The sequence below is a fragment of the Nocardia sp. NPDC050718 genome (assembly GCF_040654235.1).
Lineage (GTDB): Bacteria > Actinomycetota > Actinomycetes > Mycobacteriales > Mycobacteriaceae > Nocardia.
This window is the reverse complement of sequence record NZ_JBFAHQ010000004.1, coordinates 165304-188744: the sequence shown is the minus strand read 5'-3', so window position 1 is coordinate 188744 and position 23441 is coordinate 165304. Positions and strand designations below refer to the sequence as shown.

The window sequence follows — 23441 nt, the reverse complement described above, 5'->3', positions numbered from 1 at the left end:
TCGGGCAGGTCAGTTGTCGTCGCCGTCGATGATCGACAGCGCGCGAGTGGGGCAGTAGCGCGCGGCGTCCATGACCGCGGCGCGGGATTCCGGCGCGGGATCGGTGTCGAGGATCTCGACCTTGCCGCGACGGGGAACGGTGAAGACCTCAGGTGCCTCGGCCGCGCAGACCGCGTGGCCCTGGCACAGATCCAGGTCGACGACGATCTTCATGCGAGGCTCCCGTCGGTCCTCGGCTGCACTCGTGCCTCGGGTTGCACCTCGGTCAGCCGGATATGCGCGCCGCGCGGCGCCGACACCACGGCCAGAACGGCCGCGGCCAGATTCGACGCGCGCAGCATCTCGGAATGCCGGGCGAATCCCCAGGTGGCCCAGTCCTGCAGGACCGGCCCGATGATCTCGGCGGTGGTGTCGGAACCCATCGAGGTCTTGGTCGGGCCGGGCCGCACCACCGAGGCGCGCACGCCGGAACCCTCCAGCTCCATCCACAGCTGCTGGGCCATCGCTTCCAGGCCCGCCTTCGCGGCCGGGTAGGCGCCCGAACGCGGGCGCGGCGACGGCGCGGTGTCGGAGCTGATGATGACGAAGTCGCCGCGTTCGCGCTCGATCATGCCCGGGAGCACCCGGTGGGCCAGCCGCTGCGGGCCGACCAGGTGGACGTCGACCTGGCGAAGGAACTGCTCGGGGGTCAATTCGTGGACCTGACCGAAGACCAGGTTCCCGGCCCCGGACACCAGGATCTCGGTCGGCCCGAACTCGGCTTCCGCGGCGGTGACAAAGCTGTCGACGGACCCGGTGTCGGTGACATCGAGGCGACAGGCCAGCGCCTGGCCGCCGTCAGCGCGGATCTTGGCCGCCAACATCTCGCACTCGTCGAGCCGACGTGCACCGAGCACGACGGGATGGCCGGCCTCGGCCAGCGCCTGGGCGGTGGCCGCGCCGATGCCCGACGATGCTCCCGCCACGAGCGCCGGGCGGGAGTCGGGTTGGGGTGCGAAGCGGGGCATCAGTGGACCTCCGTAGTGATGGGAAGCGTGGCGAAGCCACGCACGTTCGTCGAATGCACCCGCACGATCCCGGTGTCGTCGAGCGCGTAGTCACCGACCCGGGACACGAACTCGCGCAGTGCGATGGTGGTCTCCAGCCGCGCCAGGTGGGCGCCGAGGCAGAAGTGCACGCCGGCGCCGAAACTGGCCAGCGCGCCCTTCTCCGGCCGGTCGATCCGGAAGACGTCGCCGTCGGGAAACACCGCGGAGTCCCGGTTGGCGGACCCCATCAGCAGCAGCACTTTCGCGCCCGCCGGGATCGTCCGGCCGTGCATCTCGATGTCGGTGGTGGCGCTGCGGGCGACGATTTGACTGGAGGTGTCGAACCGCAGCGTCTCCTCGACCCAGTCCGGCACCAGGTCCGGGGCGGCGACCACCTTGGCGTACTCGCCCGGGGTGCGCGCGGCCCAGTACAGCGCGTTGCCCAGCAGTTTGGTGGTGGTCTCGTTGCCCGCGACCACCATCAGGAACATGAACCCGATGATCTCCTCGTCGGTGAGCCGGTCACCGTCGATCTCGGCGTCGAGCAGGGCCGAGGTGAGATCGTCGGTCGGCAGCCGCCTGCGGCGGGCGACCATCTCGCTGTAGTACACGATGAGTTCGAGCGCGGACTCGATGGCCGCGGCGGGCATATCGAGCACCCCGTCGTCGCGGTGGACCACCAGATCGGCCAGCCGGCGCACCTCGGCACGGTCGGCGACCGGGACACCGAGGAGTTCGGAGATGACGTCCATGGGCAGTTTGCCCGCGAAGTCCTCGATCCAGTCGAAGGATCCCTCGGCCAGCGCCGGTTCGAGGTGCTCGAGGGTCAGCTCGTGGATTCGGCTGTCCATCTCGGCGACCCGGCGCGGCGTGAAGCCCTTGAACACCAGCTTGCGCATCCGCATGTGCCGCGGATCGTCCATCGCCAGAAACGACATCGTCTTGTGGGCGTGCGGTCCCCAGGCAGCCGGATCGAGGGAGACCCCGTTGGCGCTGGACAGGCGCACGTGGTCACGGAATCCGGCGATGACATCGGCGTGGCGCGACAGGGCCCAGAAGTCCAGATCCGCGTTGTGGTAGAGCGGGTTCTGCGTGCGCAGGCGCTCATAGGTCGGATACGGATCGTCGTGAAACGCGTAGTCGTACGGATCGAACGTGAACGGCTCCACTGCGGCCGACGGCATCACGTGTACCTCGAATTCAATAGCGGGCGTGCCCGGTCCCAGGTCATCCGACCGGGCCGGAGGGACAATTGACTGGACATGTGTCTGGACGGTATCACCGACATGAGCCCATAACAATGCTCATCGCGAAATTCGCCGCGACGAGCTCACATTCCGCGACGCGCGAGGTCAACGATCTCCCCGGCGCGCACGAACTTGACACGGGGCCGCCCCGCCAGAGCGCCCTTGGCCCGCTCGGCGGCATCGACCGCCATCCAGCCACCGCGATCGATACGCTGCGGACAGCGCTGCGTGAGCAGTTCCTCGAACGCCGCACGGTCGCGATCCGGCTCCGCCAGACTGCCGGCGAGGAAGTCCTCGATCAGCCCGGTCACCGTCTCCTCGGCATCACCCCGGTTCGTGCCGATGACCCCGCGCGCGCCCCGCTTGATCCAGCCGGCGGTATAGACGCCGGGTACGACCGAGTCCGCCGCATCGACCACCCGGCCACGCCGGTGCGGAATCACGCCAGCGGCGGAGTCGAACGGAACATCGGGGATCGGGTTGCCGCGATAGCCGACCGCCCGCAGGATCAGCGAGGTGGGTACGACTTCCGTGCGGTCGGTGGCGACAGCTGTCGCGCCGTCGGCCGAGGCGCGCAACTCGTTGTGGACGATCCGCACCGCGGCCACCGAATCAGCGCCGCTCACCTCGGCCGGGGAGACGAGGAACCGGAAGACGATGCGCTTGCGATCGCCGGCTCCCGTCTGTCGCGCGTATTCCCCGGCCAAGGTCAGCTTGAGCCGCAGCGCAGGATCGGTCGAGGGGTCCGCGAGCACCGCGGCCACGTCGTCATCGATGTCGGCGGGATCGATCACCACGTCGACATCGAGCTCAGCCAGCGCCAGGAACTCGGGCCCGGTGAACGCGGCGTGCGGCAGACCCCGGCGGCCGAGGAGCACTACTTCACGAATATTGCTGTGCCGCAGCGCTTCCAGCGCATGGTCGGCGATGTCCGTCCGACCGAGCGTCGCCGGATCGGCGGTGAGGACGCGGGCGATATCGAGCGCTACGTTGCCGTTGCCGACGATGACGGCGCGTTCGCCCGAGAGATCGAAGCGCCGGTCGGCGAAGTCGGGATGTCCGTTGTACCAGGCCACGAACTCGGTCGCCGAGTAGCTGCCCGCGAGATCCTCACCGGGGATGCCCAGCCGGCGATCACCGGCGGCCCCGACGGCGTAGATGACGGCGTGGAAGTGCGCGAGCAATTCGTCGTGGGTGACGTCTCGGCCGATGTCGACGTTGAGGTGCATCCGCACCGCGTCCCGTTTGAAGGCGGCGTTGAACATGTCGGTCACACCGCGGGTTTCGGGGTGGTCGGGGGCTACGCCGTAGCGGGCAAGCCCCCATGGCGCGGGCAGCCGGTCGAACATGTCGATCTCGACCCGGCCACGTCCCAGCAGCTGCTCGGCCGCGTAGCAGGCCGCCGGGCCGGTGCCGACGACGGCCACCCGCAGCGTCGCCGACTCCCGTGGCACACGGATCGGGTTCGGCGCGGCCGCGATGGCGGTGTCGAGTGGATTGCGCTCGAAATAGGCGGCATTGATGTCGGCGTAGCGCGCCAGGGCGGGTGGCAGTTCGTCGGCACCGAAAATGGCGTCCACGGGGCACGCCTCCACGCACGCACCGCAGTCGATGCAGGTATCGGGGTCGATGTGCAGTATCTCGGCGGTGGCGAACGCCGGCTCGTCCGGCCGGGGCCGAATGCAGTCGACAGGGCACTCCACCACACAGCTGGCGTCGTTGCAGCAACGTTGGGTGATCACGAAGGCCATGGGTGTCCTCACGTCTGGGGAACCGAGGAGTCGATTCATGTGGCGGTCATGCGGTCGAGGTCGTGTGCCGGTGGCAGACAACAGGCCGGGAGAGCCCTCGCCTGGTCGGCGGCAACTCCGTTCAGCCCATGGCCATGCCCGTGCGCACCGCGAAGTCCTGCGCCCACCGGTAATCCGCTTTCCCGGTAGGCGAACGCACGATTTCCGAACATCGGAGAATCGCCTTCGGAAGTTTGTAGCGGGCAATGTGTTTCGCGCCTTCGGCGAGCAATTCCGCGTCGGTGACGGTGTCATCCATCAGTTCCACGATCGCCACGACCTCGCTCCCCCACCGACTCGACGTCCGTCCGATGACCACCACGTCCGATACGCCGGGATGCGCCGCGATGGCCCGCTCGACTTCCTCGACGAAGATCTTCTCGCCGCCGGAATTGATGGTCAGGTTGTCGCGGCCGAGCAATTCGATCCGGCCGCCGTCGACCAGATTCGCGCGATCTCCGGCGATCGCCCAGCGCTGTCCGTCGATAGTGGGAAACGTCCGTGCCGTCTTCGCTTCGTCGTCGAGATATCCGAGCGGAATCCGGCCGCGCCGCGCCAGCCAGCCGTGCGCCCCAGGCTCGGTGAGCACCCGGCTCATCTCTTCGTCGACGACAGCGGTGTCCGAGCTCTGGGGCGCGAAATTTCCGCCTGCTTGCGGGTCGGCGGAACCGTAGACCTGTGTCATCTGGATCCCTGATTCCGAGGAACCCACGGAGTCGATCACCATCACCTCGCGACCCAGTGCGGTCATCAGCCGCTGACGAACCGTCGGGGTGAGTGGCGCGCCGGCGTTGTGCACCGCGGCGAGCGTGCCCAGGTCGTAGCGACCGGATTCGAGTTCACCCGCGATCGGACGCGCCATCGCGTCACCGACGATCGGCAGCGCGATCACGCGCTCTCGCGACACCGCCCGGAGCACGGAGGCCGGGTCGAAACGGTCCGTGACCGAGGGCAATACCAGTGTGCCCCCGTGGGTCACCGTCTGGAACAGCAACCACCCGCCGGCGCCGTGCATGAACGGGGCGGCGACCACGAGCCGGTAGTGCCCCTCGGTCGCACGTGCCGATTCGACGAGCTCCGCGTAGGAGCCGAGCTGCTCACCGGTGCCGAACCGGGTGCCACCCATGGCGGCCATGTAGATGTCGTCCTGCTGCCACAGCACCCCCTTCGGCATCCCCGTCGTGCCGCCGGTGTACAGCAGGTACAGGTCCTCGCCGCGAGGTGCGGGGAGCCCGTCCGGCGGCCGCGGAGTCGACACCGCGTCTTCGTAGGCGACGGCACCCGGCAGTAGTTCATGGTCACTGCCGTCGGCGACTTGGACGAGCAACACCGATCCGGGCAATTCGTCGAGAATCGCCGCGACCCGGGGGGCGAATTCCGCTTGGTAGACAAGCACTTTGACCTGAGCGTCGCGCAACAGGTAGACGAGTTCTCTTTCGACGTAGCGGTAGTTGACGTTGAACGGCACAGTGCGCGACCGGTAAGCGCCGACGAGAATCTCCGGATATTCGGTGCAGTTGCGCAGGTAGATGCCGACATGGTCCTGGCCCGAGGCATGACCGGCCAATGACGACCGCTCGATCCGGCAACCGAACCCCCGAGCTGCGAGAAAGCTGGCGAATCCACTGCTGCGCCGGTCGGCCGCGCCATAGCTGATCCGCCGGTCGCGCCAGACTATGAATTCCCGATCAGGCACCGCCGCGGCGACAGCGGCGAAGACTTCCGACAGATTGAATTTCACGATTGAAACCATCCCGATGATATGGAACTTGATTCATCAATTGCACTCAGAAACCGTGGCCGGACAGACCGGTTCGGGCGCGAACGACGGCGATCCGCCGGACTGCTACGTGGCATCCATATCGGTGGCGATCATTCGATGCAGGTCCCCGATCGGCCACACCGGCGACGTACGGTGATCGCGGTAGCCCAGGACCTGCGGAGTCTGCCGTCGATACCTTCCCACGAATCCTCCTGCGGCAACGAAGATCTCGCCCGTGACGGACACCGCCGACGCACTGCTCAGGTACAGATACACCGCGGCGGCGTAGTCAGCGGGTGGTGGATCCAGCGACGCGTCCATCGTCACCTGGTCGATCATCCCGCGGCGGTACAACTCCGTCAGATGGTCCTCATAGGCCGACCCCGTGGAAAGCCGGGTCCGAGCGCCCGGACAGACCACATTCGCGCGGACCGCCTTGTCTTTCAACTCAGCCGCGATCGCCAAGGTGAGGCTGTTGACCGCGCCTTTCGCAGCGGCGTAGCCGGTACCACCGAAGTCACCGAGGAACGCGAAGGACGAGGTGTTGATGATCGAGCCACGCTGCTGTGCCACCATGCGCGGGGCGGCGATTCGGCAGGTCGTGAATGTCGTCGCCAGATGGGAATCCAGCTGCGCCTGCCAGTCCCGCGGATCGACCGAAAGAATCGAGGAACCGGACGGTTCCGCGATCCCGGCGCAATTGACCAGCACATCCACCGCGTCGCATTCGGCAACACACGTTCCGACCAGCTTGTCCGCGACCAGCGAATCGGCCGCCGACCCTTCGACACCCCACGCCGCGCCGCCCGCAGCACGGATCTCGGTGACGGCCCGGTCCACAGCCGCCCCGTCCCGTCCGTTGATCACCACTCCCGCACCGTTCATCGCCAGCAGGCTCGCCACAGCAAATCCCACACCGCTACTGCCGCCGACAACCACCGCCCCCCGGCCGAACATGATCTGCGGTCGGCTCACTCGACACCACCCGTGATGCCCGGTCCGCACACCGTCGGGACATCCGGACAACACTCGACGTCACATCGAGCACTCGGTTTCCGCCGCATCAGGCTCTCCTCACCTTGCACGTTCTCCGGAGGGAGTGCATGACCGTCAACCTCCGCTACGACCGGAACCGACCGTCCAACGGAGGCAGTTCAGTGTCTGGACAGATGTCTATCACACATTCTGACACTTGTATACACACCTCTCGCACTCGGCGACAGCCACCGCCACGCATTCGAGTTCGGCGAAGGTGAGTCGTCAGCGCCGCGCAGGCCCCATTGCGTCATCCCGAGGCGCGGCCGCATATCCGGGGCAAGCCCGTCGACCTCACCGCCGGCGACTACCGGCCACGGCGCCGCGTGCGCTCATTCCCCGAGCAACGGCAGTAGCTGGTCACCCTGGCGTTCGATCTCGCGCAGGTACGGCGTATCCGACAGCACGAAGTGGGTGATCCCCAGATCCCGATACTTACGCAGCGACTCGGCGACGTCCTCGGCGGAACCGACCAGCCAGGTGGTACCCGCGCCGCCAGCTCCAGCAGCCGCTGCTGCCCGACGGCGGTCGGGCGCCGCGGATCCTGCGGTGCGCCATCACTGTTCGCCGCCATCTCGGCGACCCTGATCTCGGCATCGGCCCAGGCCTGCTCGGTGGTGTCACGGACGAAGGTGGTGATCCGCAGCCCGAATTCCAGCGGGGCGTGCTCGCGACCCAGTTCGGCACTGAGCGCGCGCAGCCGTTCGATCCGTTCCCGGACGCCGTCGAGCGGTTCGCCCCAGAACCCGCACCCGGCCACCGGTGAGATGGTCGAGAGTGGCTGCGGCGGAAGCGAAGTTCGCGGGCCGCCAGCACCCGGGACGGATCGCGATCAGCGGTTCGAACGTGCGGGTCCGCGCGGCGAGCGCGGCGGCCACGGTCAAGGTGTCGGGGCGGCCCCAGCCGGTGCCGAGCAGGGCGCCCTTCCACCCGTTGGCCTCCAGCGCCTCGGCGTGCGCGGTCAGCGTGTCGAGGCTGTTGTGGTCGGCGGCGACCGGCTCACCCAGTGACCTCAGCGGCCGGTGCTGCCGTCGATCAGTTCGCGCAGGATATCGGCATGGCCCGCGTGCCTGCCGGTCTCCTCGATCATGTGCGTGAGCGCCCAGCGGACACTGGGCGCGGGGCGCCCGGGCCGCGGAATCGGTGCTCCGAGATCGGTACAGCCGTCGAGGATTTCGTTCGCGCGCTCGACCGTGGACCGGTAGCGGGCGACGATGTCACCCACACCGTCCTCGGGAGCGACCCGGAAAGTGGCCTGCCAGTCGGTCACGGTGTCCCCGAGGAACATCGCGCGTTCGACGAACGTCAGATGCGCGAGCACGCCGAGCAGCGTCGTGCCCGACGGCACGGCGGCGGTGCGCGCCTGCGGCTCCGGCGCGCCCTCGACCTTCGCGGCGACCGATGTCCGCAAATAGTCGAGGAAGCCGCGCAGCACCTCGGCCTCGCCGCTGCCGGTCCGGGGCGGTGGGGTATCCCTGCGGCGGGTGCGGCGCGGTGTCGGCACAAGAGTCTCCTTCCGTCGCGAGCGTCGGCCCGCGTCGCCCTCGAGTCTCGTCATGCCCGCCGCGATCTGGCACGCGAAATTGCGGTTTCGGCAAACGGCGAGCGCCCGCGGGGCACCGGCGATCGTGCTCGGTGCCCCGCGGACGGGTGTCAGTTCCGGAAGGCGTCCTTGACCTTCTCGCCGGCGTTCTTCAGGTCGGACTTGGTCTGATCCGCGCGACCCTCGTTCTCCAGGTCCCGGTCGTCGGTGGCCTTGCCGGCGGCCTCCTTGGCCTTACCCGCCAATTCCTCGGCCTTGTTCTTCGCCTTGTCCGCAAAGCTCATCGCGGCATTCCTTTCGACGTTCGCTCGGCCACCACGGTGGCCGTGGGCCGTCTTGGGGACCCACCGCGGCGGTACCCGGGTCGCGCCGGGACAAACAACGGCGCCGGGTCCGCCTCAGCACCCGTCCAGCGTCGCCCGCGCGGATTCGGCCACCACGTCGGCGATGTCGCGTCGGGCGCGGAAAGCCTCGAGCTGGCGGCGCGCACCGTTTCCCCGGCCGATCAACGCGTCGATCGCCGCGACCACGAATTCGTGGTCACCGCTGTCGACGAGCGCCGGCTCGATGTGCTCGACGAGGCGTCGCAGCAGGTCCCGATGCGGAACCACCCGGCTGTCGGCCATGTCGAGGCCGTTGCCGTCCAGGCCGGAATGCGCGGCGTTCCAGTAGGCGGCCCGCAGCACCTCGCCCGACACCGCGAGTGCCGCTTCCCGCCGGGCGATCGACCGCAGCCCGGAGCTCACGATCCCCCGGATCAACGCCGCCAGCAGCGCGGATTCGGCCGCGGTGGCCGGGATATCGCTGACCCGGATCTCCACGGTCGGGAACGACTCCGAGGGCCGGATGTCCCAATAGACCATCTTGTTGTCCAGGATGCTCCCGCTGGCCCGCATCATCGCCACGATCGCCTCGTAGTCGTCGAGCGAGGTGAAATACGGCGGCGGACCGGCGCTCGGCCAGCGCCGCCACAGAATGCTGCGCCAGCTCGCGTAGCCGGTCTCGCTGCCGCGGTAGATCGCCGAGTTGGCCGTCGTGGCGAGCAGGACCGGCAGCCAGGGCCGCACGTAGTTGCCGACGAGCACCGCGGTCTCCCGGTCCGGCACGCCGACGTGGACGTGGCAACCACACAGTCCCTGTTCGCGGGCGAGCATCCCGAACGTGCGCGCGATCCGCTCGTAGCGCGGGGTGTCGGTCACCGGAAATCGCTCGGGAACGGTCGGCGGGATCGCGACCGCGAGCAACCGGGCATCGTGCTCGGCCGCGCACTCGGCGACCCGGCGCCGGGAGGCGCGCAACTCCCCCAGCAGTTCGCCGATATCGGAGTGCACCCGGCTGCTGGTTTCCACCTGGCACCGCGTCAACTCGAGCTGCAGGTCGATGCCGGCCTGCTGCGCGGCGGCGGCGACCTGGCGGTTCTTCGGGGCCGGCGCCCCGGTGCCGGGGTCGGTCAACAGGAATTCCTCTTCGACACCGACCGTGAGTACGTCCGCGTGCCTGCCCACCGCCCGCCTCCTTCGCAGGGATTCGACGAGGTACTTCCCGCCGCGACCACGACACAGCGGCGACATCTTCACGGTAGTCCAGGCCGTGGCCGAGGTGAACCCTGTCGGCGTCGTGTCGGGCCGCGGTCCGACGAGTTCGGGTCAGACAGCGGGGTCGGGCACCACCGACTCCTCGATGTCCGATTCGTCCGCCTCCGCGGGTGGTGCTCCGGTGGCGGCATCGATCTGCTCGCCGATGTACCGGATGACCACCGCGACCATCGCCACCACCGGCACCGCGAGGAACGCGCCGGTGATGCCGTAGAGCGAGCCGCCCGCGGTCACCGCGAGCAGCACGATCACGGCGTGCAACTCCATGCTGCGGCTCTGCAGCACCGGTTGCAGCACATTGCCTTCCAGCTGCTGGACCGCGATGACGATGCCGAGCACGATCACCGCGGTGGTGAACCCGTTGCCGACCAGCGCGACGAGGACCGCGAGCGCACCGGCGACGAACGCGCCGACCATGGGCACGAATCCGCCGATGAAAGTGATCACCGACAGCACCAGCGCCAAGGGGACGTCGAGGATGAACAGCGCGGTACCGATGCAGAGGGCGTCGACCATGCTGACGACGGCCTGGGTCCGGATGAATCCACCCAGGGTCGCCCATACCCGTTCCAGGACGGCTTCGACGTGGCGGCCGCTGCGGCTGCCGAACACCCCGTGCATCCACGGCAGCAGCCGGGGCCCGTCCTTCAGGAAGAAGAACACCAGTACGAGCACCAGGAACACGGTGATCAGGAACGAGGTCGCGGTGGAGACTCCGGTGAACACCCCGTTGGCGATCTGCGCGCCGCTGGACTGCAGCCGCGCCACGATGGCCTCGACGGCGGAATCGAGTTGCTCGTCGCGGATCCGCAACGGCGGGCCCTGGATCCAGTCGCGGACCTGATTGACGCCCTCGGTGGACTTGTCGACGAGTTCGGGGGCCTGATCGGCCACCGACGGCACGATCAGCGCGACGACGCCGGCGACCAGCGCGAGGAATCCCAGCAGGGTCGTCGACGCGGCCAGCGCGGGCGGCCACCGGTGCCGGGTCAGCCATCGGGTGAGCGGCCACAGGATCGTGGCGACCACGATCGCCAGCGCGACCGGCAGAATCACCACCCACAGCCGGGCGGCGACCGAACCGAGCACCCACGCCCCCGCCGCGATCGCCACGATGCACAGCGACCATTTGGCCAGCCACAGCAGCCCGCCGCCGATCACCTCCCCTCGGTCGCGCAACGACTTTCCGTTCGACGCCACCACTCTGGGTTCTTGCACCGAAGGTTCTTTCACCGGCCCGCTCACGCCGCCAGTCTTGCACGCCGGGCCGGATCGCGACGCCGAGACCGGACGCAATTCCATCAAACTCATTTGATGCGTTCGGTGCTAACCTGGAGTGGTGACCTCGCCCCGCCGAACGGTGCCCCCATTCGTTCAGCTGGCCGCTCATCCCCTGCGATGGCAGTTGCTCACCGAGCTGGCCGGCGGCGATCTGCGCGTGCGGGAACTGGTGACGCGGCTCGGCGAACCGCAGAATCTGGTGTCCTACCACCTGCGATTGCTCCGCGACGGCGGGCTGGTCACGACGACGCGCAGCAGCCACGACGGCCGCGATACCTACAACCACCTGGATCTGGACCGCTGCGCCGACCTGATCGCCGGCGCGGGCCCCGCGCTGCATCCGGCGCTCCGGATGCACCCCGGCGCACCGTCCATCGAACCGCAGGCAGCGTCAACGGTGCTGTTCGTGTGCACCGGCAACAGCGCCCGCTCGGTGATCGCCGAAGCCCTGCTCCGGCACCGCGGCGAGGACCGCGTGACGGCGCTCAGCGCCGGAACCCGGCCGAAACCGGCGCTGCATCCCGACACCGTGCGTGTGCTGCGCGACGAGTTCGGCATCGATGTCGGCGCCCGGGTACCCCGGCCGCTCGAGGAACTGCGTGATCAGCGCTTCGATGTCGTGATCACCCTGTGCGACAAGGCCCGCGAGAACTGTCCCGACTTCCCGGACCACCCGCGACACATCCACTGGAGCATTCCGGACCCGGCCGCGCGGCACCGCGCCGACGAGGACCCCTACCCCCTGTTCCTGGCCACCGCGACCGAGATCGACACCCGGGTCCGCCACCTCCTGCCCACCCTCACCGCCCACCCGAAAGGCAGTGCGCCATGACCACATCCACCGACCTGGCCGCCGTCCGCTACCTCGTCGACGACGTCGCGGCAGCGATCGACTTCTACACCGGGCACTTCGGCTTCACCCTGCACACCGATGCCGCGCCCGCCTTCGCCGATGTCGTGCGAGGTCCCCTGCGGCTCCTGCTGTCCGGTCCGGCGAGTTCCGGTGCCCGCGCCACCCCGGCCGAACTGGCCGGGCCGGGCGGCAACCGGATCCACCTCCTCGTCGCCGACCTCGATGCCGAGATCGCCCGGCTCCGTGGCGCGGGCGTCGACTTCCGCAGCGACCCGGTGTCCGGCCCGGGCGGACGGCAGGTCCTCATCGCCGACCCCGCGGGCAATCTCATCGAGCTGTTCCAGCCCGCCGCACAGCGACCGGGTTCGTAGCCGAACGCGGGCGCGCTCGTCCGGTGTCAGTGCTTGTTGCCGTACAGGGTCCGCACCGCGCTCCGGACGATGGCCATGGTTGCGGCCGTCCGCTCGAAGGTCAGCAACGCCATGCCCGGGATCGCGAACCGTTGCCGGGCCAGCGCATGCGGGCGGGCGAACTCACGCAGCCCCTCCTGACCGTGGATGCGCCCGATGCCGGACTCGCCCACCCCGCCGAACGGCAGGGACGAGATGGCGCCGAAGGCGAGGACCGCGTTGATCGAGGTGGCACCCGCGCGCAGCCGACGGGCGATCTCGAGCCCGTGCCGCTTCGAGTAGACGGTGGAGGCCAGCCCGAAGCGGGTGCCGTTGGCCAGCGCCACCGCTTCGTCCACATCGGCGACCGACCGCACGGTCAGGGTGGGCCCGAAGGTCTCCTCCTGCACCGCGGGTGACTGTTCGTCGACATCGAGCAGCACGACCGGGTCGATGAAGGGCGCCCGCACCGAATCGGGCCCACCGACCACGGCGGTGCCGCCGTCGCGCAGCGCGTCCTCGATATGGCGACGGACCACCTCGAGCTGGCCCGGCATGGTCATCGGGCCGTAGTCGGCCCCGGGATCGCTGCCGGCGCGCACACCGTCGAGGTTCTTGCGCAGCTCCGAAACGAACTGGTCGCGTATGGATTTCACGACGTAGACCCGTTCGACGCCGACACAGGTCTGGCCGCTGTTGGCGAAGGCGCCCCAGGCGATATCGCGGGCGGCGGCCGCGACATCGGCGTCGCCGGCGACGATCGCGGCGTCCTTGCCACCGCATTCGAGCAGCACGGGTGTCAGGGAATCGGCGGCCGCGGCCATGATCTTCTTCCCGGTCGCGGTCGACCCGGTGAAGGCGACCTTGTCCACCCCGGCGGTCACCAGCGCGGCACCGGTGGCGCCGTACCCGTTGACGGTCTCCAGAATGCCCTGCGGCAGCTCGGGATTCGCCAGGGCGAAGGCCGCCGCGAAGTAGTTGCCGATGCCGGTGGTGTACTCACTCGGCTTGAACACCACGGTGTTCCCGGCGATGAGGGCGTAGGCGATCGAGCCGGTCGGGGTGTAGACCGGGTAGTTCCACGGCCCGATCACCCCGACCACACCGAGTGGCCGCCACTCGACCGTGGCGGCGAAGTTCGCCATCAGCAGGCCGGGGCGCTCCCGCCGCGAGGCCAGCGCCCGCTCCCCGTGGCGGGCGGCCCAGTCGATGTGGCCCAGCGCCAGGGTGAGTTCGAGGAAGGCGTCGTCGACCGGTTTGCCGTTCTCCCGCTGGATCAGGGCGGTGAACTCCTCGGCGTGCCCGGTCAGGTACGACGCCCAGCGCAGCAGCGCCGTGCGTCGCGCCGAGAACGGCTGCCCCGCCCAGAATTCCGCGGCGACGCGCGCCGTGCCGACCACGCGCTGGACCTGCTCGGGGGCGTCGATCGGGTACTCGCCGATCGGTTCACCGGTCGCGGGATCGAACGACACCAGTACTTCCGCCGTGACCGGCGCCTGCTCGGTGGTACTCATCTCTGCTTCCTCGTTTTCGCTTCGGACGGGTCAGCGCGCGGCGCTGTACATCGTGTCGATCTCGGTGGCGTATTTGGCCGTGATCGGTGTGCGCTTGAGCTTTCCCGTCGGCGTCAGTTCGTCACCGCCGGGCTGCCAGAAAACCGGTGCGACAACGAATTTCTTGATCTGCTCCACCCTGGCCAGCTTCGTGTTGGCGTCGCGGATGCCGGCGTCGATCAGGTCGCGGATCCCCGGATCGGTGGCCAGCTCGGCCGGGTTCGGGGTCAGGCCGTGCGCGAGCGCGTACGCGGCGGCGGCATCGGGGTCGAGGGCGATCAGCGCGGTGATGTAGGGCCGCGCGTCGCCGATGGCCACCACCGACCCGGCGAGCGGGCAGGCGACCTTCACGTAGCCCTCGATCTTGCTGGGCGACATGTTCTTTCCGCCGGAGTTGACGATCAACTCCTTCTTGCGGTCGACGATCGAGACGAAGCCGTCGGCGTCGACAGTGCCGATATCGCCGGTGTGCACCCAGCCGACCGCGTCGATCGCCTCGGCGGTCTGCTCGGGGTCGCCCAGGTATCCCTTCATCACGATCGGGCCGCGGACCAGGATCTCGCCGTCCTCGGCGAGCGACACCTCGACCCCGCGCGCGGCGACACCGACCGTGCCGAGCCGCATCCGGCCCGGCCGGTTCAGGGTGGCGATGGCCGACAGTTCCGACATGCCGTACACCTCACCGACCGGCAGACCGAGTCCGAGGACGAACTCGAGCGCTTCCGGTGCGATCGGCGCCGCGCCGGTCGCACCGACGAGCAACTCGTCGAGCCCGAGCCGGTGCCGGATCTTGTGCAGGACCAGCCGATCCGCCACCCGGTGCCGCGCGGCCAGCCACGGTGAGACGCCTCCGCCCGACCCGCCGAGCTCGGCACGCACCTGCTGCCGCCCGATGTCGATGGCCCAGGTCGCGAGATTCCGCTTGACCGGACTGGTCTCGGCGGCGAGCTGCGCCTCCAGCGCGCCCTTGATCTTGTACCAGACCTGGGGCACGCCGACGAACGCCGTCGGCCGGGTATCCGACAGCGCGGTCACGATCTGCTTCGGGTCGGCCAGGTCGGTGACCGGTCCCCCGCCGATCATCGGGAAGTAGTGGCACGTCCAGCGATTCACGATGTGCGCGTCCGGCAGGTAGGACACCGTCCGATGTTCGAACCAGGGATCGAGCATGTCGCGGACGCCGTCGATATTGCTCAGGATGTTGGCGTGGGTGAGCTCGACGCCCTTGGGGGTTCCGGTGGTGCCGGAGGTGAAGATGATCGTCAGGACGTCCTCCGCGCCGACCCGCTCCCAGGCGGCGCGGAAGTCGAAGCCGGGCAGCGGGTTCGACTCGAGCTCGGCCAGCGACACCGTGTCGGCCCCGCCCTCGTCGACGACCACGACCGTGTCGACGGCGCGGTCGACGGCGCGGGCCGCGGCGATCTGGGGCAGGAACTGCTTCTCGCACACGATCACCCGGCTCCCGGTCTTCGCCAGCTGATAGGCGATCGTCTCGACCGGGTTGGTGTTGTAGATCGAGAAGGGCACGGCGCCCAGGTGCATCGCGGCGGTGTCGACGAGATGGAATTCGGGCCGGTTGGTCAGCATCAGAGCCACGGCGTCACCGGGGGCGACACCCAGATTCGCCAGGCCCGCGGCGATCCGCTCCACCCGGCGCGCGTATTCGCCCCAGGTGATGCGGGTGGTGTCGCCGGGTGTGCGCAGGGCGACGGCGTCGGGCATGCGGGCGGCGGTGCGCTGGAACGCTTCGCACAGGGTGGTCGGCAGGGCAACGGTCATCGGTCGGCTCCGGCAGGTCTCGTCGGGAAGGGGGTCGATCGGTTGCTGTTCACAACCCGGGGCGGTCGGCCGTGGCGGGGACCACCTGGTAGTCCGACAGCGCGAAGGTGCGCGTGCCGCGGCGATAGCTGGACACGGTCCCCGGCCAGTTGTTGGTGATGCGCCCGGCCGCGGTGCGGTACCAGCTCGTGCACCGGGTCCACGGGGTCCGTTCCAGCCGCCGCTGCACCCGGGTGTCGTACGCCTCGGCCACCTCGGCCCGCACATCGAGCACCCGTCCCGGGCGCCGGGCGATCTGCTGGACGGCCTGGCGGATGTAGCGGGCCTGGGACTCGATCATGTAGACGATCGACCCCACGCCGAGATTGGTGTTCGGGCCGTAGATCAGGAACATGTTCGGGAACCCGGGCACAGCTATGCCCTGATAGGCGCGGGCGCCGCCGTCCCACGCGTCGGTCAGCTCGCGTCCGGCGCGCCCGGTGATCCGCATGGGCCACAGGAATTCGGTGCCCTTGAATCCCGTGCCGTAGATGATCACGTCCGCGCCGTGGACGGCACCGTCGGCGGTGCGCAGACCGTCGGGCAGGATCTCGCTGATCGCGCTGGTCTCGACGTGTGCGTTCGGCTGGGTGAGGGCCGGAAAGTAGTTGTTGGAGAACAGGCCTCGCTTGCAGCCTGCCGGATAGTCCGGCAGCAGCGCGGCCCGCAGCCGCGGGTCCCGCACCTGGTTCTCGAGGTGCCGGGTGGCGATGCCGGTCACCAGCGGCCGGATCGCGGGGACATCGACGATGCCCAGCGACAGGAATTCGCACAGCGCCCAGACCGCGAACCGTTCCGCCAGCCGGATCGGTGGCATGGCGGCGAACACGGTGTGGTGCCAGGGCCGGTACTCGATGTCCGGCTTGGGCAGCACCCAGGCGGCCGACCGCTGGAACAGCGTCAGCCGCCGCACCTTCGGCTGGATGGCGGGCACGAACTGGATCGCGCTGGCGCCGGTCCCGATCACCGCGACCCGCTTGCCGGTGAGATCCACCTCGTGGTTCCACTCGGCCGAGTGGAACGACTCCCCCTGGAAATCGTCGATACCCGGGATATTCGGCAGCGCCGGCCGCGACAGCTGTCCCACGGCCGGGATGAGGATGTCGGCGGTGATCGTCGCGCCGTCCGCCGTGTGCACCGTCCAGGTGCCGGTGGCGTCGTCGAACTCGGCCGCCGTGACCTCGGCCCCGAACCGGATCTTCGGGATCAGACCGCGTTTCTCGGCGACCCCGCGCAGGTAGGCATGGATGTCGGGCTGCTCCGAGAACCGTTTTGGCCAGTCGGTTCGGGGTTCGTAGGAGTACGAGTACAGCGGCGAGGGGATGTCGCAGCCCGCCCCGGGGTAGGTGTTCTCGCGCCACACACCGCCGACGTCGGCGGCCCGTTCCAGCAGCGTCACCCGGTCGAATCCGGCCTTCTGCAGTTCCATCGCCATGCCGAGGCCGCCGAAACCGGTGCCGATGATGACGATCGACGGGGTGGTGCGCGCGCTCATCCAGGACTCCTCTGTCGCTGCTGTCGCTGTCAACGCTACGACCTGCGCGAACACCGGGGACAAACAACGACGGCCAGCAAATCAATATTTTCGGCCATACTGAACGGATGCGTACCGTCGAAGAGCCGGAAGTCCGGACCTGGGACTTTCCGCGCGGCATCGCCAGCATCGCGGTGATGGCGGCTTTCGCGGCCGATCACGGCGTCACCGCCGATCGCGTGCTGGCCGGCACCGGCCTCGCCGGGACGGCCCTGACCGCGCCCGATCTGCAGGTACCCGCCGCGACCGAACTCGTCGTCGTGCGCAATCTCGTGCGCGAGCTCGCCCACGTTCCCGCGCTCGGCGTCGAGGTGGGGCGCCGCTACCGGCTCTCCACCTTCGGCATCTTCGGCTTCGCCTGCGTCACCAGTCCCACACTGCGCGAGGCGATTTCGCTGGCGCTGCGTTACTACCACCTGGGCTACGGATTCTGCACGCCGGTCGTCGAATCCAGCGACGGCGGGGTGCTGGCCCGGATCCACCACGAGCTCGTTCCCCCCGACGTGGTGCGCTTCCTCGTCGAACGCGACATCGTCGCCATGCATCGGGTGATGGGCGACCTGCTCGGCCACGAACTCGCCGTCTCGCGGATCGAGTTCGACTTCGACGCGGGCGACAGCGCCGCGCGCCTGGCCGAGGTGCTCGGCGCTCCGCCGGAATTCGGCCGCGCGCAGACGGTGTTCACCCTCGACCCGGCGGTGCTGGCCCAGACGCTGCCCCAGGCGAACGCCCAGACCTGGAGCCTGTGTGTCGCGCAGTGCGCCGATCTCCTGCAACGGCGCAGCGCCCGCACGGGCATCACGGCGGAGGTCCGCGAGCTGATCCTGCCCGGCGGCGAGTCCGCGGGCATCGCGTCCCCGCCGACCATCGAGGTGGTCGCGCGCGAACTGGGCACGAGCCCGCGCACGCTCCGGCGGCGTCTCACCGAGGCGGGTACCGGCTATCGCGCACTCGTCGACGAGGTCCGCTGCACGCTGGCCGAGGAGATGCTCACCGGCACTCCGCTCTCGATCGACGACATCGCGATCCGGCTGGGCTACGCCGAGGCGACGCCGTTCATCCACGCCTTCAAGCGCTGGACCGGGACCACTCCGTCGGCCTACCGGCGCTCCCGCGTCCGCTGAGGGGCAGCGAACGCCGACTCGGCGACCGGCCGCACCGGGCTACCGCCACAACCGATTCCGACACTGTTCCCGCAGTGTGGCTACAGTGGTGTTGGTCAGCGTGCGCGCTGCGCGCGAGCCGAGCAACCGGTGCAGTCGGCGGTGGAATTCATCGGCGCCGAGCCCGAATCGGACGAAGGCCTCGGCATCGTTGCCGCCGTAGGGCGCCCACGCGGTGGCGAATTCGAGCAGCTCGATGTCGGCGGCGCTCAGCACCGTCGGCCGGTCACCCATCAGGCAACATCCGTGCCGGTCGGCGCGCCCGGCGTCGACGCACGCCACGCCCGGTGCGGAATCGCTTCACACATGACTGCACTCGCCGCCGCGGTACGAGGTCGCGTCACCCAGCCGCTGTCCGCCGTCGATCACGAAGGTCTCGCCGGTGATCCGGCCCGCCGCGTCGGAGGCGAGGAAAGCGATGGCGGCACCGATGTCCTCGGGCACAGCGTGGTCCGCCGCCGCGACGGCCGACTGCGGCTCGTCCGGCGGCGTGCGGACGGCGCCCGACGCTACAGCGTTGACCCGCACGCCGGGCGAGAGTTCCAGCGCCAGTTGCTCGGTGACGTGTTTCAGCGCGGCCTTCGCGGCGTGGAAGAGCCCGTGATCGGGCTCGCCCGCCGCGCCGCCGACCGACACGGTGTTGATCACGACCCCGCCGTGCTCACCCATCCACGCCCGCGTCACCAGCGAGGTCCACAGGATCGGCCCCCACACGTTCACCCCGAAGGTCTTGGTGAAACGCAGGTAGTCCTGGTCGAGGACCGGCCCGGCCGACGGGTTGCGGTCCGCGGCGTTGACCAGGATGTCGATGCCGCCGAAGCGGCTCATCGTGGCCTCGACACACCGCAGGGCCGCCGACTCGTCGATGCCACCGGCGGCGAAACCGACCGCTGCGCCCCGCAATTCGGCCGCGGCGGCATCGGCGGCCTCCTGTCGGCGTGCGGTGAGGACGACATTGCCGCCCGCCGCCACGATGGCCCGCGCGGCGGCCGAACCGACCCCCTCCGAGCCCCCGGTGACGATCGCGGTGCGTCCGGTCAGATCGAGTCCGCTCATGTCGGCCCACCGTCGCCGTCCGGCGTGTGGCACCGGGTACCGGCGGTGGCGCGGTCGATCAGATAGACGCGCCCGGCGTCGTCGACGCGCACCACGTCGCCGGTGCGGAGCCAGCCGCCGACGATCGTCTCGGCGGTCGCCGCCGGGCGGTACCAGTATCCGGCGGTGACGTTGGCGCCACGGACGACCAGCTCACCGATGTGCGGGACATCGCCGATCGGGACGATCCCGATGTCCACCGACGGCACCGCGTAGCCGACGGAGTCCGCGTGCGTGACCGCGTCCCGATCGGGCAGCACGGTGATCAGCGACGCCGTCTCGGTCGTGCCGTAACCGTTGGTCACCGTCGCGCGCGGAAAGGCCGCGAGCAACTCGCGCACCAGCGACGGCGCGATCGGGGCACCGCCGTAGCCGACCATCCGAACTCCGGACACGTCCGCGGTGGCGAAGTCCGGGTGCCGCAGCAGCGCCGAGTAGACCGACGGCACCGTCACGACGAAGGAGATCCGTTCCACCGCCAGCGTTTCGATCAGCAGCGCGAGATCGGGCGTGGACTGGATCACCGCGGTTCCACCGACGTAGGCGGCGACCACCAGTTGCGAATGGCAGGCCGTCACCTGGAACAGCGGCATCGAGATCAGCGTTCGCAGATCCGAGCCCACCTCGCGGGGCAGCATGCAGCTGCGGATCATGTTCTCGGCATTGGTGACGAAGGCCCCGTGGGTGGTGGGCACGCCCTTCGGGCGCCCCGCGCCGCCCGAGGTGTAGAACAGCGCGGCCAGGTCGTCGGCGCAGAGCCCCTCCGCCACATAGGGGTCGCTGTCCGGCAGCGGGGTGTCCGCGGTGAGATCGACCGCGATGTCGGCGTCGGTGAGGACGAATTCCACCTCCGGGCCCGCCGACCGGATATTCACCGCCACCGCGATGCCACCGGCCATGATCGTGCCCCAGAAGGCGAGCGCCCAGGTCTTCCCCGACGGGTAGCGCAGCGCCACCCGATCCCCGCGCCGCACCCCGGCGGCACGCAGCCCACCGGCCGTCCGCGCGGCGCGCTCCCAGAGCTGCCGGTAGGTCAGCCGGTCGCCGCCGACTTCCGCGACGGCTTCGGCGTCCGGTCGCTGCTCGACGTGGGCGCGCAGGACATCGATCAGCGTCTCCGGGACCGAGGCGTAGCGCGGGGTTCCCGTGCTGTCGCGCGTCACCTCCGACTGCGGAAAGGGATTACGCGCACGCGTGACTTCGATGACGGCAGTGGTCACGCGGCAACTCCGAACGCTCGATGGAATGGACATGGCGGTCGTGCATTGAATCGATCTCGAATTCAATTCGAGTTTAGGATCCGCGCGGAGCGCTGTCAAAAATCGGCAGATGACCCGGCGACTCCCTCGGACCCGACCAGCCGACGGGCGGGTCAGGCCCTCGGCGCGTAGGTCTCGAGGTAGGCGGCGACGAGCCGCCGCGCTTCGGCGATCGTGGCCTCGTCACCGGAAGGCGACCGCCGGAAGGCGACGTCGAACAGCCGGTTACCCGCCTCGAACGCGAGCTCGACGGGGAGCAGCGGCGTCTCGGCGTCGACGAACTCCCGGTCGATGAGGTACCGCCAGAAGCGTTCGGACTGCGCTTCGTCGAACACCCGTGCCACCTCGGCGATCGCCGGGGGGCGCCCCACGAACCAGAGTTCGATGAAGCCGGGAAACTCCCGGTAGTAGTCGACGAGCAGGTCGATGATCACATCGGTGGCCTGGCGCAGATTTCGCGCCACCGGGCGCTCCAGTACCGCGACGATGCGCGCGTCCAGTTCGCGGACATGACGGTGCGCCAGTTCGACATCGACCTGGTAGCGATCGGCGAAGTAGTGATAGATCGACGCCAGCGGAATACCGGTCCGGTCCCCGATCGCTTTCAACGTCGCCGCGTCGTAGCCCTGCTCGCGCAGCAAGGAATCGGCGGCCCCGAGAATCGCCTGCACGCGCTCGATCCCGCGACGCTGCACGGGAGCGGGCCGGGCCGAGGCCTGCGGGGCCGCCTTGTTCTCGAACACGACTTGACATCGTAACAGCCGATGACCTTGATGCACCGCCCGTCTACGCGGACTCCCCTCCCCCCTTCATCGCCCACGAGTGCGCCTTGACAGGGTCGGGACCCCGCCCCTACCGTCAATCTCGATTCGAGTTCGAATTCACTCGTGCCTCCCTCATTCGCGCAAGGAAGTACCCCCGTGCTGAACCTGTCGGTCCTCCTCGAGGACTCCGCCCGTCGCCATCCACACCGCGATGCCCTCGTCCTGGGTGGGACCCGGCTGACCTATGCCCAGGTGGACGCCGCAGCCAACCAGGTAGCCGATCTCCTGGTCGCGCGCGGGATCAGGCCCGGCGACAAGGTCGCGCTCAGCTGCCCGAATCTGCCGTACTTCCCGATCGTCTACTACGGCATTCTCAAGGCGGGCGCGGTGGTCGTGCCCCTCAATGTGCTACTCAAGAGCCGCGAGATCGCCTATCACCTGCGCGATTCCGGCGCGGTGGCGTACTTCTGCTTCGAGGGCAGCGCCGAACTTCCGATGGGCAGTGAGGGTTTCGCCGCCGCCGGGGTCGCCGAGATCGAGCACTTCTTCCTCATCACCGCCGACCCCGCGGCGCCCAGCCCCCTCACGGGTGCCGAGACGCTGGGTGCGGCGGTGGCCGGCGCCAGCCCGGTCTTCCAGGCGGTCGGCACCGAGGCCACCGACACCGCGATCGTGCTCTACACCTCCGGCACGACCGGGCAGCCCAAGGGCGCGGAGCTCTCGCATTCCAACACCCTCGTCAACGCACTGACCCTGAACCAGCTGCTGCGCAACCGTCCCGCGGCCGACAGTCACATCGTGTGCCTGCCGCTGTTCCACACCTTCGGCGCCACCGTGCAGATGCACGCGGGGTTCGCCACCGCGGCCACCCTGCATCTGGTGCCACGCTTCGACGCCGCGCAGGTCGTCGAGCTGATGAACACCGAGGACATCACCTTCTTCGCCGGTGTGCCGACGATGTGGTGGGGCCTGCTCAACGCTCTGACCGCCGAGATCGACGTCGAGCGAATCGCCCGCAACCTGCGCATCGGTATCTCCGGCGGCGCCGCCCTGCCCTTGGAGATCCTGCATCAGGTGAAAGATCGCCTCGGTATCACCGTGCTCGAGGGGTACGGCCTGTCCGAGACATCACCGGTGGTGTCGTTCAGCGACCCCGATCGCGGTCTCCGTCCCGGCTCGATCGGGGTGCCGATCTGGGGTGTCGAGATCAAGCTCATCGACGACGACGGGTCGGAGATCACCGAAGTGGGGGCCGTGGGCGAGATGGCGGTCCGCGGTCCCAACGTGATGAAGGGCTATCACGGCCGCCCAGAAGCCACGGCCGAGGTCATCCGCGACGGTTGGTTCCGCACCGGCGATCTGGCCCGCAGGGACCAGGACGGCTTCTACTACATCGTCGACCGCACCAAGGACCTCATCATCCGCGGTGGATTCAACGTCTATCCGCGCGAGATCGAGGAAGTGCTGCTGACCCACCCGGCGGTCAGCCTGACTGCGGTGATCGGCGTGCCGCACGACAGTCACGGCGAAGAGGTCAAGGCCTTCGTGATCCTCGAACCCGGGACCACCGCCACCCCCGAGGAGCTCGTGGCCTGGAGCCGGGAGCAGATGGCCGCCTACAAGTACCCGCGCATCGTGGAACTCGTCGACACGCTCCCCATGACGGCGACCGGCAAGATCCTCAAGCGCGAACTCCGCTGACGGACGAGCCGCACCAGCACCTCCGCTCCGG

General features: G+C 69.1%; 22 protein-coding genes and 1 pseudogene. 4 read left to right on the top strand and 19 right to left on the bottom strand.

Annotated features, from left to right (window positions below):
• Positions 1-9: 9 nt before the first annotated feature.
• The 12 genes from AB0H54_RS19880 to AB0H54_RS19825 all read right to left on the bottom strand — a co-directional run bounded on the left by AB0H54_RS19880 (position 10) and on the right by AB0H54_RS19825 (position 11218).
• Complete coding sequence (locus tag AB0H54_RS19880) at positions 10-213, bottom strand: ferredoxin (RefSeq protein ID WP_357346786.1); 204 nt, start codon at positions 211-213, stop codon at positions 10-12.
• Positions 210-1007: an SDR family oxidoreductase gene (locus tag AB0H54_RS19875; protein WP_357346785.1), complete on the bottom strand. Its 798-nt coding sequence runs from the start codon at positions 1005-1007 to the stop codon at positions 210-212. The genes AB0H54_RS19880 and AB0H54_RS19875 overlap by 4 nt, the downstream gene beginning before the upstream one ends.
• The gene (locus tag AB0H54_RS19870; RefSeq protein ID WP_357346784.1) at positions 1007-2212 is read right to left on the bottom strand and encodes a cytochrome P450; all 1206 of its coding nucleotides are present in this window, start codon (positions 2210-2212) and stop codon (positions 1007-1009) included. Before AB0H54_RS19870 ends, AB0H54_RS19875 begins: the two co-directional genes overlap by 1 nt.
• 146 nt (positions 2213-2358) lie before the next feature.
• On the bottom strand, positions 2359-4026 hold the full coding sequence (locus AB0H54_RS19865) for an FAD-dependent oxidoreductase (RefSeq protein ID WP_357347540.1): 1668 nt from the start codon (positions 4024-4026) through the stop codon (positions 2359-2361).
• A 121-nt stretch (positions 4027-4147) separates the two neighbouring features.
• Positions 4148-5818, bottom strand: coding sequence for an acyl-CoA synthetase (locus AB0H54_RS19860; protein WP_357346783.1), 1671 nt, complete (start codon positions 5816-5818; stop codon positions 4148-4150).
• Between the two features lie 93 nt (positions 5819-5911).
• A complete protein-coding gene (locus tag AB0H54_RS19855; RefSeq protein WP_357346782.1) occupies positions 5912-6802 on the bottom strand; it encodes an SDR family NAD(P)-dependent oxidoreductase in 891 nt (296 codons plus the stop codon).
• 367 nt (positions 6803-7169) lie between these two features.
• Positions 7170-7562, bottom strand: a complete 393-nt coding sequence (locus tag AB0H54_RS19850; RefSeq protein WP_357347538.1) for a hypothetical protein — start codon at positions 7560-7562, stop codon at positions 7170-7172.
• Entirely contained in the window at positions 7483-7806 is a 324-nt protein-coding gene (locus AB0H54_RS19845; protein WP_357347536.1) for an LLM class flavin-dependent oxidoreductase, read from the bottom strand. The genes AB0H54_RS19850 and AB0H54_RS19845 overlap by 80 nt, the downstream gene beginning before the upstream one ends.
• A 68-nt stretch (positions 7807-7874) precedes the next feature.
• Positions 7875-8366: a DinB family protein gene (locus AB0H54_RS19840; protein WP_357346781.1), complete on the bottom strand. Its 492-nt coding sequence runs from the start codon at positions 8364-8366 to the stop codon at positions 7875-7877.
• 149 nt (positions 8367-8515) lie between these two features.
• On the bottom strand, positions 8516-8689 hold the full coding sequence (locus AB0H54_RS19835; protein ID WP_355272486.1) for a CsbD family protein: 174 nt from the start codon (positions 8687-8689) through the stop codon (positions 8516-8518).
• 114 nt (positions 8690-8803) lie between these two features.
• Positions 8804-9910 carry a glutamate--cysteine ligase gene (locus tag AB0H54_RS19830; protein WP_357346780.1) on the bottom strand — a complete coding sequence of 369 codons (1107 nt, stop codon included), beginning with the start codon at positions 9908-9910 and terminating at the stop codon, positions 8804-8806.
• A gap of 141 nt (positions 9911-10051) precedes the next feature.
• Complete coding sequence (locus AB0H54_RS19825) at positions 10052-11218, bottom strand: AI-2E family transporter (protein ID WP_357346779.1); 1167 nt, start codon at positions 11216-11218, stop codon at positions 10052-10054.
• Positions 11219-11339: 121 nt separating this feature from the next.
• On the opposite strand from AB0H54_RS19825, the gene AB0H54_RS19820 reads away from it, so the two are divergent.
• Both AB0H54_RS19820 and AB0H54_RS19815 read left to right on the top strand, forming a co-directional pair.
• Positions 11340-12113, top strand: coding sequence for a MarR family transcriptional regulator (locus AB0H54_RS19820; protein WP_357346778.1), 774 nt, complete (start codon positions 11340-11342; stop codon positions 12111-12113).
• On the top strand, positions 12110-12505 hold the full coding sequence (locus tag AB0H54_RS19815; RefSeq protein WP_357346777.1) for a VOC family protein: 396 nt from the start codon (positions 12110-12112) through the stop codon (positions 12503-12505). Before AB0H54_RS19820 ends, AB0H54_RS19815 begins: the two co-directional genes overlap by 4 nt.
• A 26-nt stretch (positions 12506-12531) precedes the next feature.
• Here AB0H54_RS19815 and AB0H54_RS19810 read toward each other — a convergent pair whose 3' ends face one another.
• From AB0H54_RS19810 to AB0H54_RS19800, 3 genes are read right to left on the bottom strand one after another with little or no spacing between them, the layout of a single operon-like run.
• Positions 12532-14037 carry an aldehyde dehydrogenase family protein gene (locus AB0H54_RS19810; RefSeq protein ID WP_357346776.1) on the bottom strand — a complete coding sequence of 502 codons (1506 nt, stop codon included), beginning with the start codon at positions 14035-14037 and terminating at the stop codon, positions 12532-12534.
• A gap of 30 nt (positions 14038-14067) precedes the next feature.
• Positions 14068-15855 (bottom strand): long-chain fatty acid--CoA ligase, encoded by a 1788-nt coding sequence (locus AB0H54_RS19805; RefSeq protein WP_357346775.1) that lies wholly within the window; start codon positions 15853-15855, stop codon positions 14068-14070.
• Positions 15856-15904: 49 nt separating this feature from the next.
• Positions 15905-17389 carry an NAD(P)/FAD-dependent oxidoreductase gene (locus AB0H54_RS19800; RefSeq protein ID WP_357346774.1) on the bottom strand — a complete coding sequence of 495 codons (1485 nt, stop codon included), beginning with the start codon at positions 17387-17389 and terminating at the stop codon, positions 15905-15907.
• A 107-nt stretch (positions 17390-17496) separates the two neighbouring features.
• Here AB0H54_RS19800 and AB0H54_RS19795 point away from each other — a divergent pair, with 107 nt between their 5' ends.
• Entirely contained in the window at positions 17497-18552 is a 1056-nt protein-coding gene (locus AB0H54_RS19795; protein ID WP_357346773.1) for an AraC family transcriptional regulator, read from the top strand.
• 39 nt (positions 18553-18591) lie between these two features.
• Here AB0H54_RS19795 and AB0H54_RS19790 read toward each other — a convergent pair whose 3' ends face one another.
• From AB0H54_RS19790 to AB0H54_RS19775, 4 genes and pseudogenes are all read right to left on the bottom strand, one after another.
• Positions 18592-18825, bottom strand: coding sequence for a hypothetical protein (locus AB0H54_RS19790; protein ID WP_357346772.1), 234 nt, complete (start codon positions 18823-18825; stop codon positions 18592-18594).
• Between the two features lie 66 nt (positions 18826-18891).
• Positions 18892-19647: an SDR family oxidoreductase gene (locus AB0H54_RS19785; RefSeq protein WP_357346771.1), complete on the bottom strand. Its 756-nt coding sequence runs from the start codon at positions 19645-19647 to the stop codon at positions 18892-18894.
• A 50-nt stretch (positions 19648-19697) separates the two neighbouring features.
• Positions 19698-20939, bottom strand: a pseudogene (locus AB0H54_RS19780) (AMP-binding protein); the annotation flags it as partial.
• A gap of 119 nt (positions 20940-21058) precedes the next feature.
• Positions 21059-21688, bottom strand: coding sequence for a TetR/AcrR family transcriptional regulator (locus tag AB0H54_RS19775; RefSeq protein ID WP_357346770.1), 630 nt, complete (start codon positions 21686-21688; stop codon positions 21059-21061).
• Positions 21689-21865: 177 nt separating this feature from the next.
• Between AB0H54_RS19775 and AB0H54_RS19770 the strand changes: the two genes are divergently transcribed.
• Complete coding sequence (locus AB0H54_RS19770) at positions 21866-23410, top strand: long-chain fatty acid--CoA ligase (protein ID WP_357346769.1); 1545 nt, start codon at positions 21866-21868, stop codon at positions 23408-23410.
• Positions 23411-23441: the final 31 nt, after the last annotated feature.

Coding starts and splice junctions, on each gene's coding strand:
- AB0H54_RS19860 (WP_357346783.1), bottom strand. CDS start 5,818: ATGGTTTCAATCGTGAAATTCAATCTGTCGGAAGTCTTCGCCGCTGTC.
- AB0H54_RS19815 (WP_357346777.1), top strand. CDS start 12,110: ATGACCACATCCACCGACCTGGCCGCCGTCCGCTACCTCGTCGACGAC.
- AB0H54_RS19880 (WP_357346786.1), bottom strand. CDS start 213: ATGAAGATCGTCGTCGACCTGGATCTGTGCCAGGGCCACGCGGTCTGC.
- AB0H54_RS19805 (WP_357346775.1), bottom strand. CDS start 15,855: ATGACCGTTGCCCTGCCGACCACCCTGTGCGAAGCGTTCCAGCGCACC.
- AB0H54_RS19865 (WP_357347540.1), bottom strand. CDS start 4,026: ATGGCCTTCGTGATCACCCAACGTTGCTGCAACGACGCCAGCTGTGTG.
- AB0H54_RS19795 (WP_357346773.1), top strand. CDS start 17,497: ATGCGTACCGTCGAAGAGCCGGAAGTCCGGACCTGGGACTTTCCGCGC.
- AB0H54_RS19870 (WP_357346784.1), bottom strand. CDS start 2,212: ATGCCGTCGGCCGCAGTGGAGCCGTTCACGTTCGATCCGTACGACTAC.
- AB0H54_RS19810 (WP_357346776.1), bottom strand. CDS start 14,037: ATGAGTACCACCGAGCAGGCGCCGGTCACGGCGGAAGTACTGGTGTCG.
- AB0H54_RS19835 (WP_355272486.1), bottom strand. CDS start 8,689: ATGAGCTTTGCGGACAAGGCGAAGAACAAGGCCGAGGAATTGGCGGGT.
- AB0H54_RS19790 (WP_357346772.1), bottom strand. CDS start 18,825: ATGGGTGACCGGCCGACGGTGCTGAGCGCCGCCGACATCGAGCTGCTC.
- AB0H54_RS19875 (WP_357346785.1), bottom strand. CDS start 1,007: ATGCCCCGCTTCGCACCCCAACCCGACTCCCGCCCGGCGCTCGTGGCG.
- AB0H54_RS19800 (WP_357346774.1), bottom strand. CDS start 17,389: ATGAGCGCGCGCACCACCCCGTCGATCGTCATCATCGGCACCGGTTTC.
- AB0H54_RS19785 (WP_357346771.1), bottom strand. CDS start 19,647: ATGAGCGGACTCGATCTGACCGGACGCACCGCGATCGTCACCGGGGGC.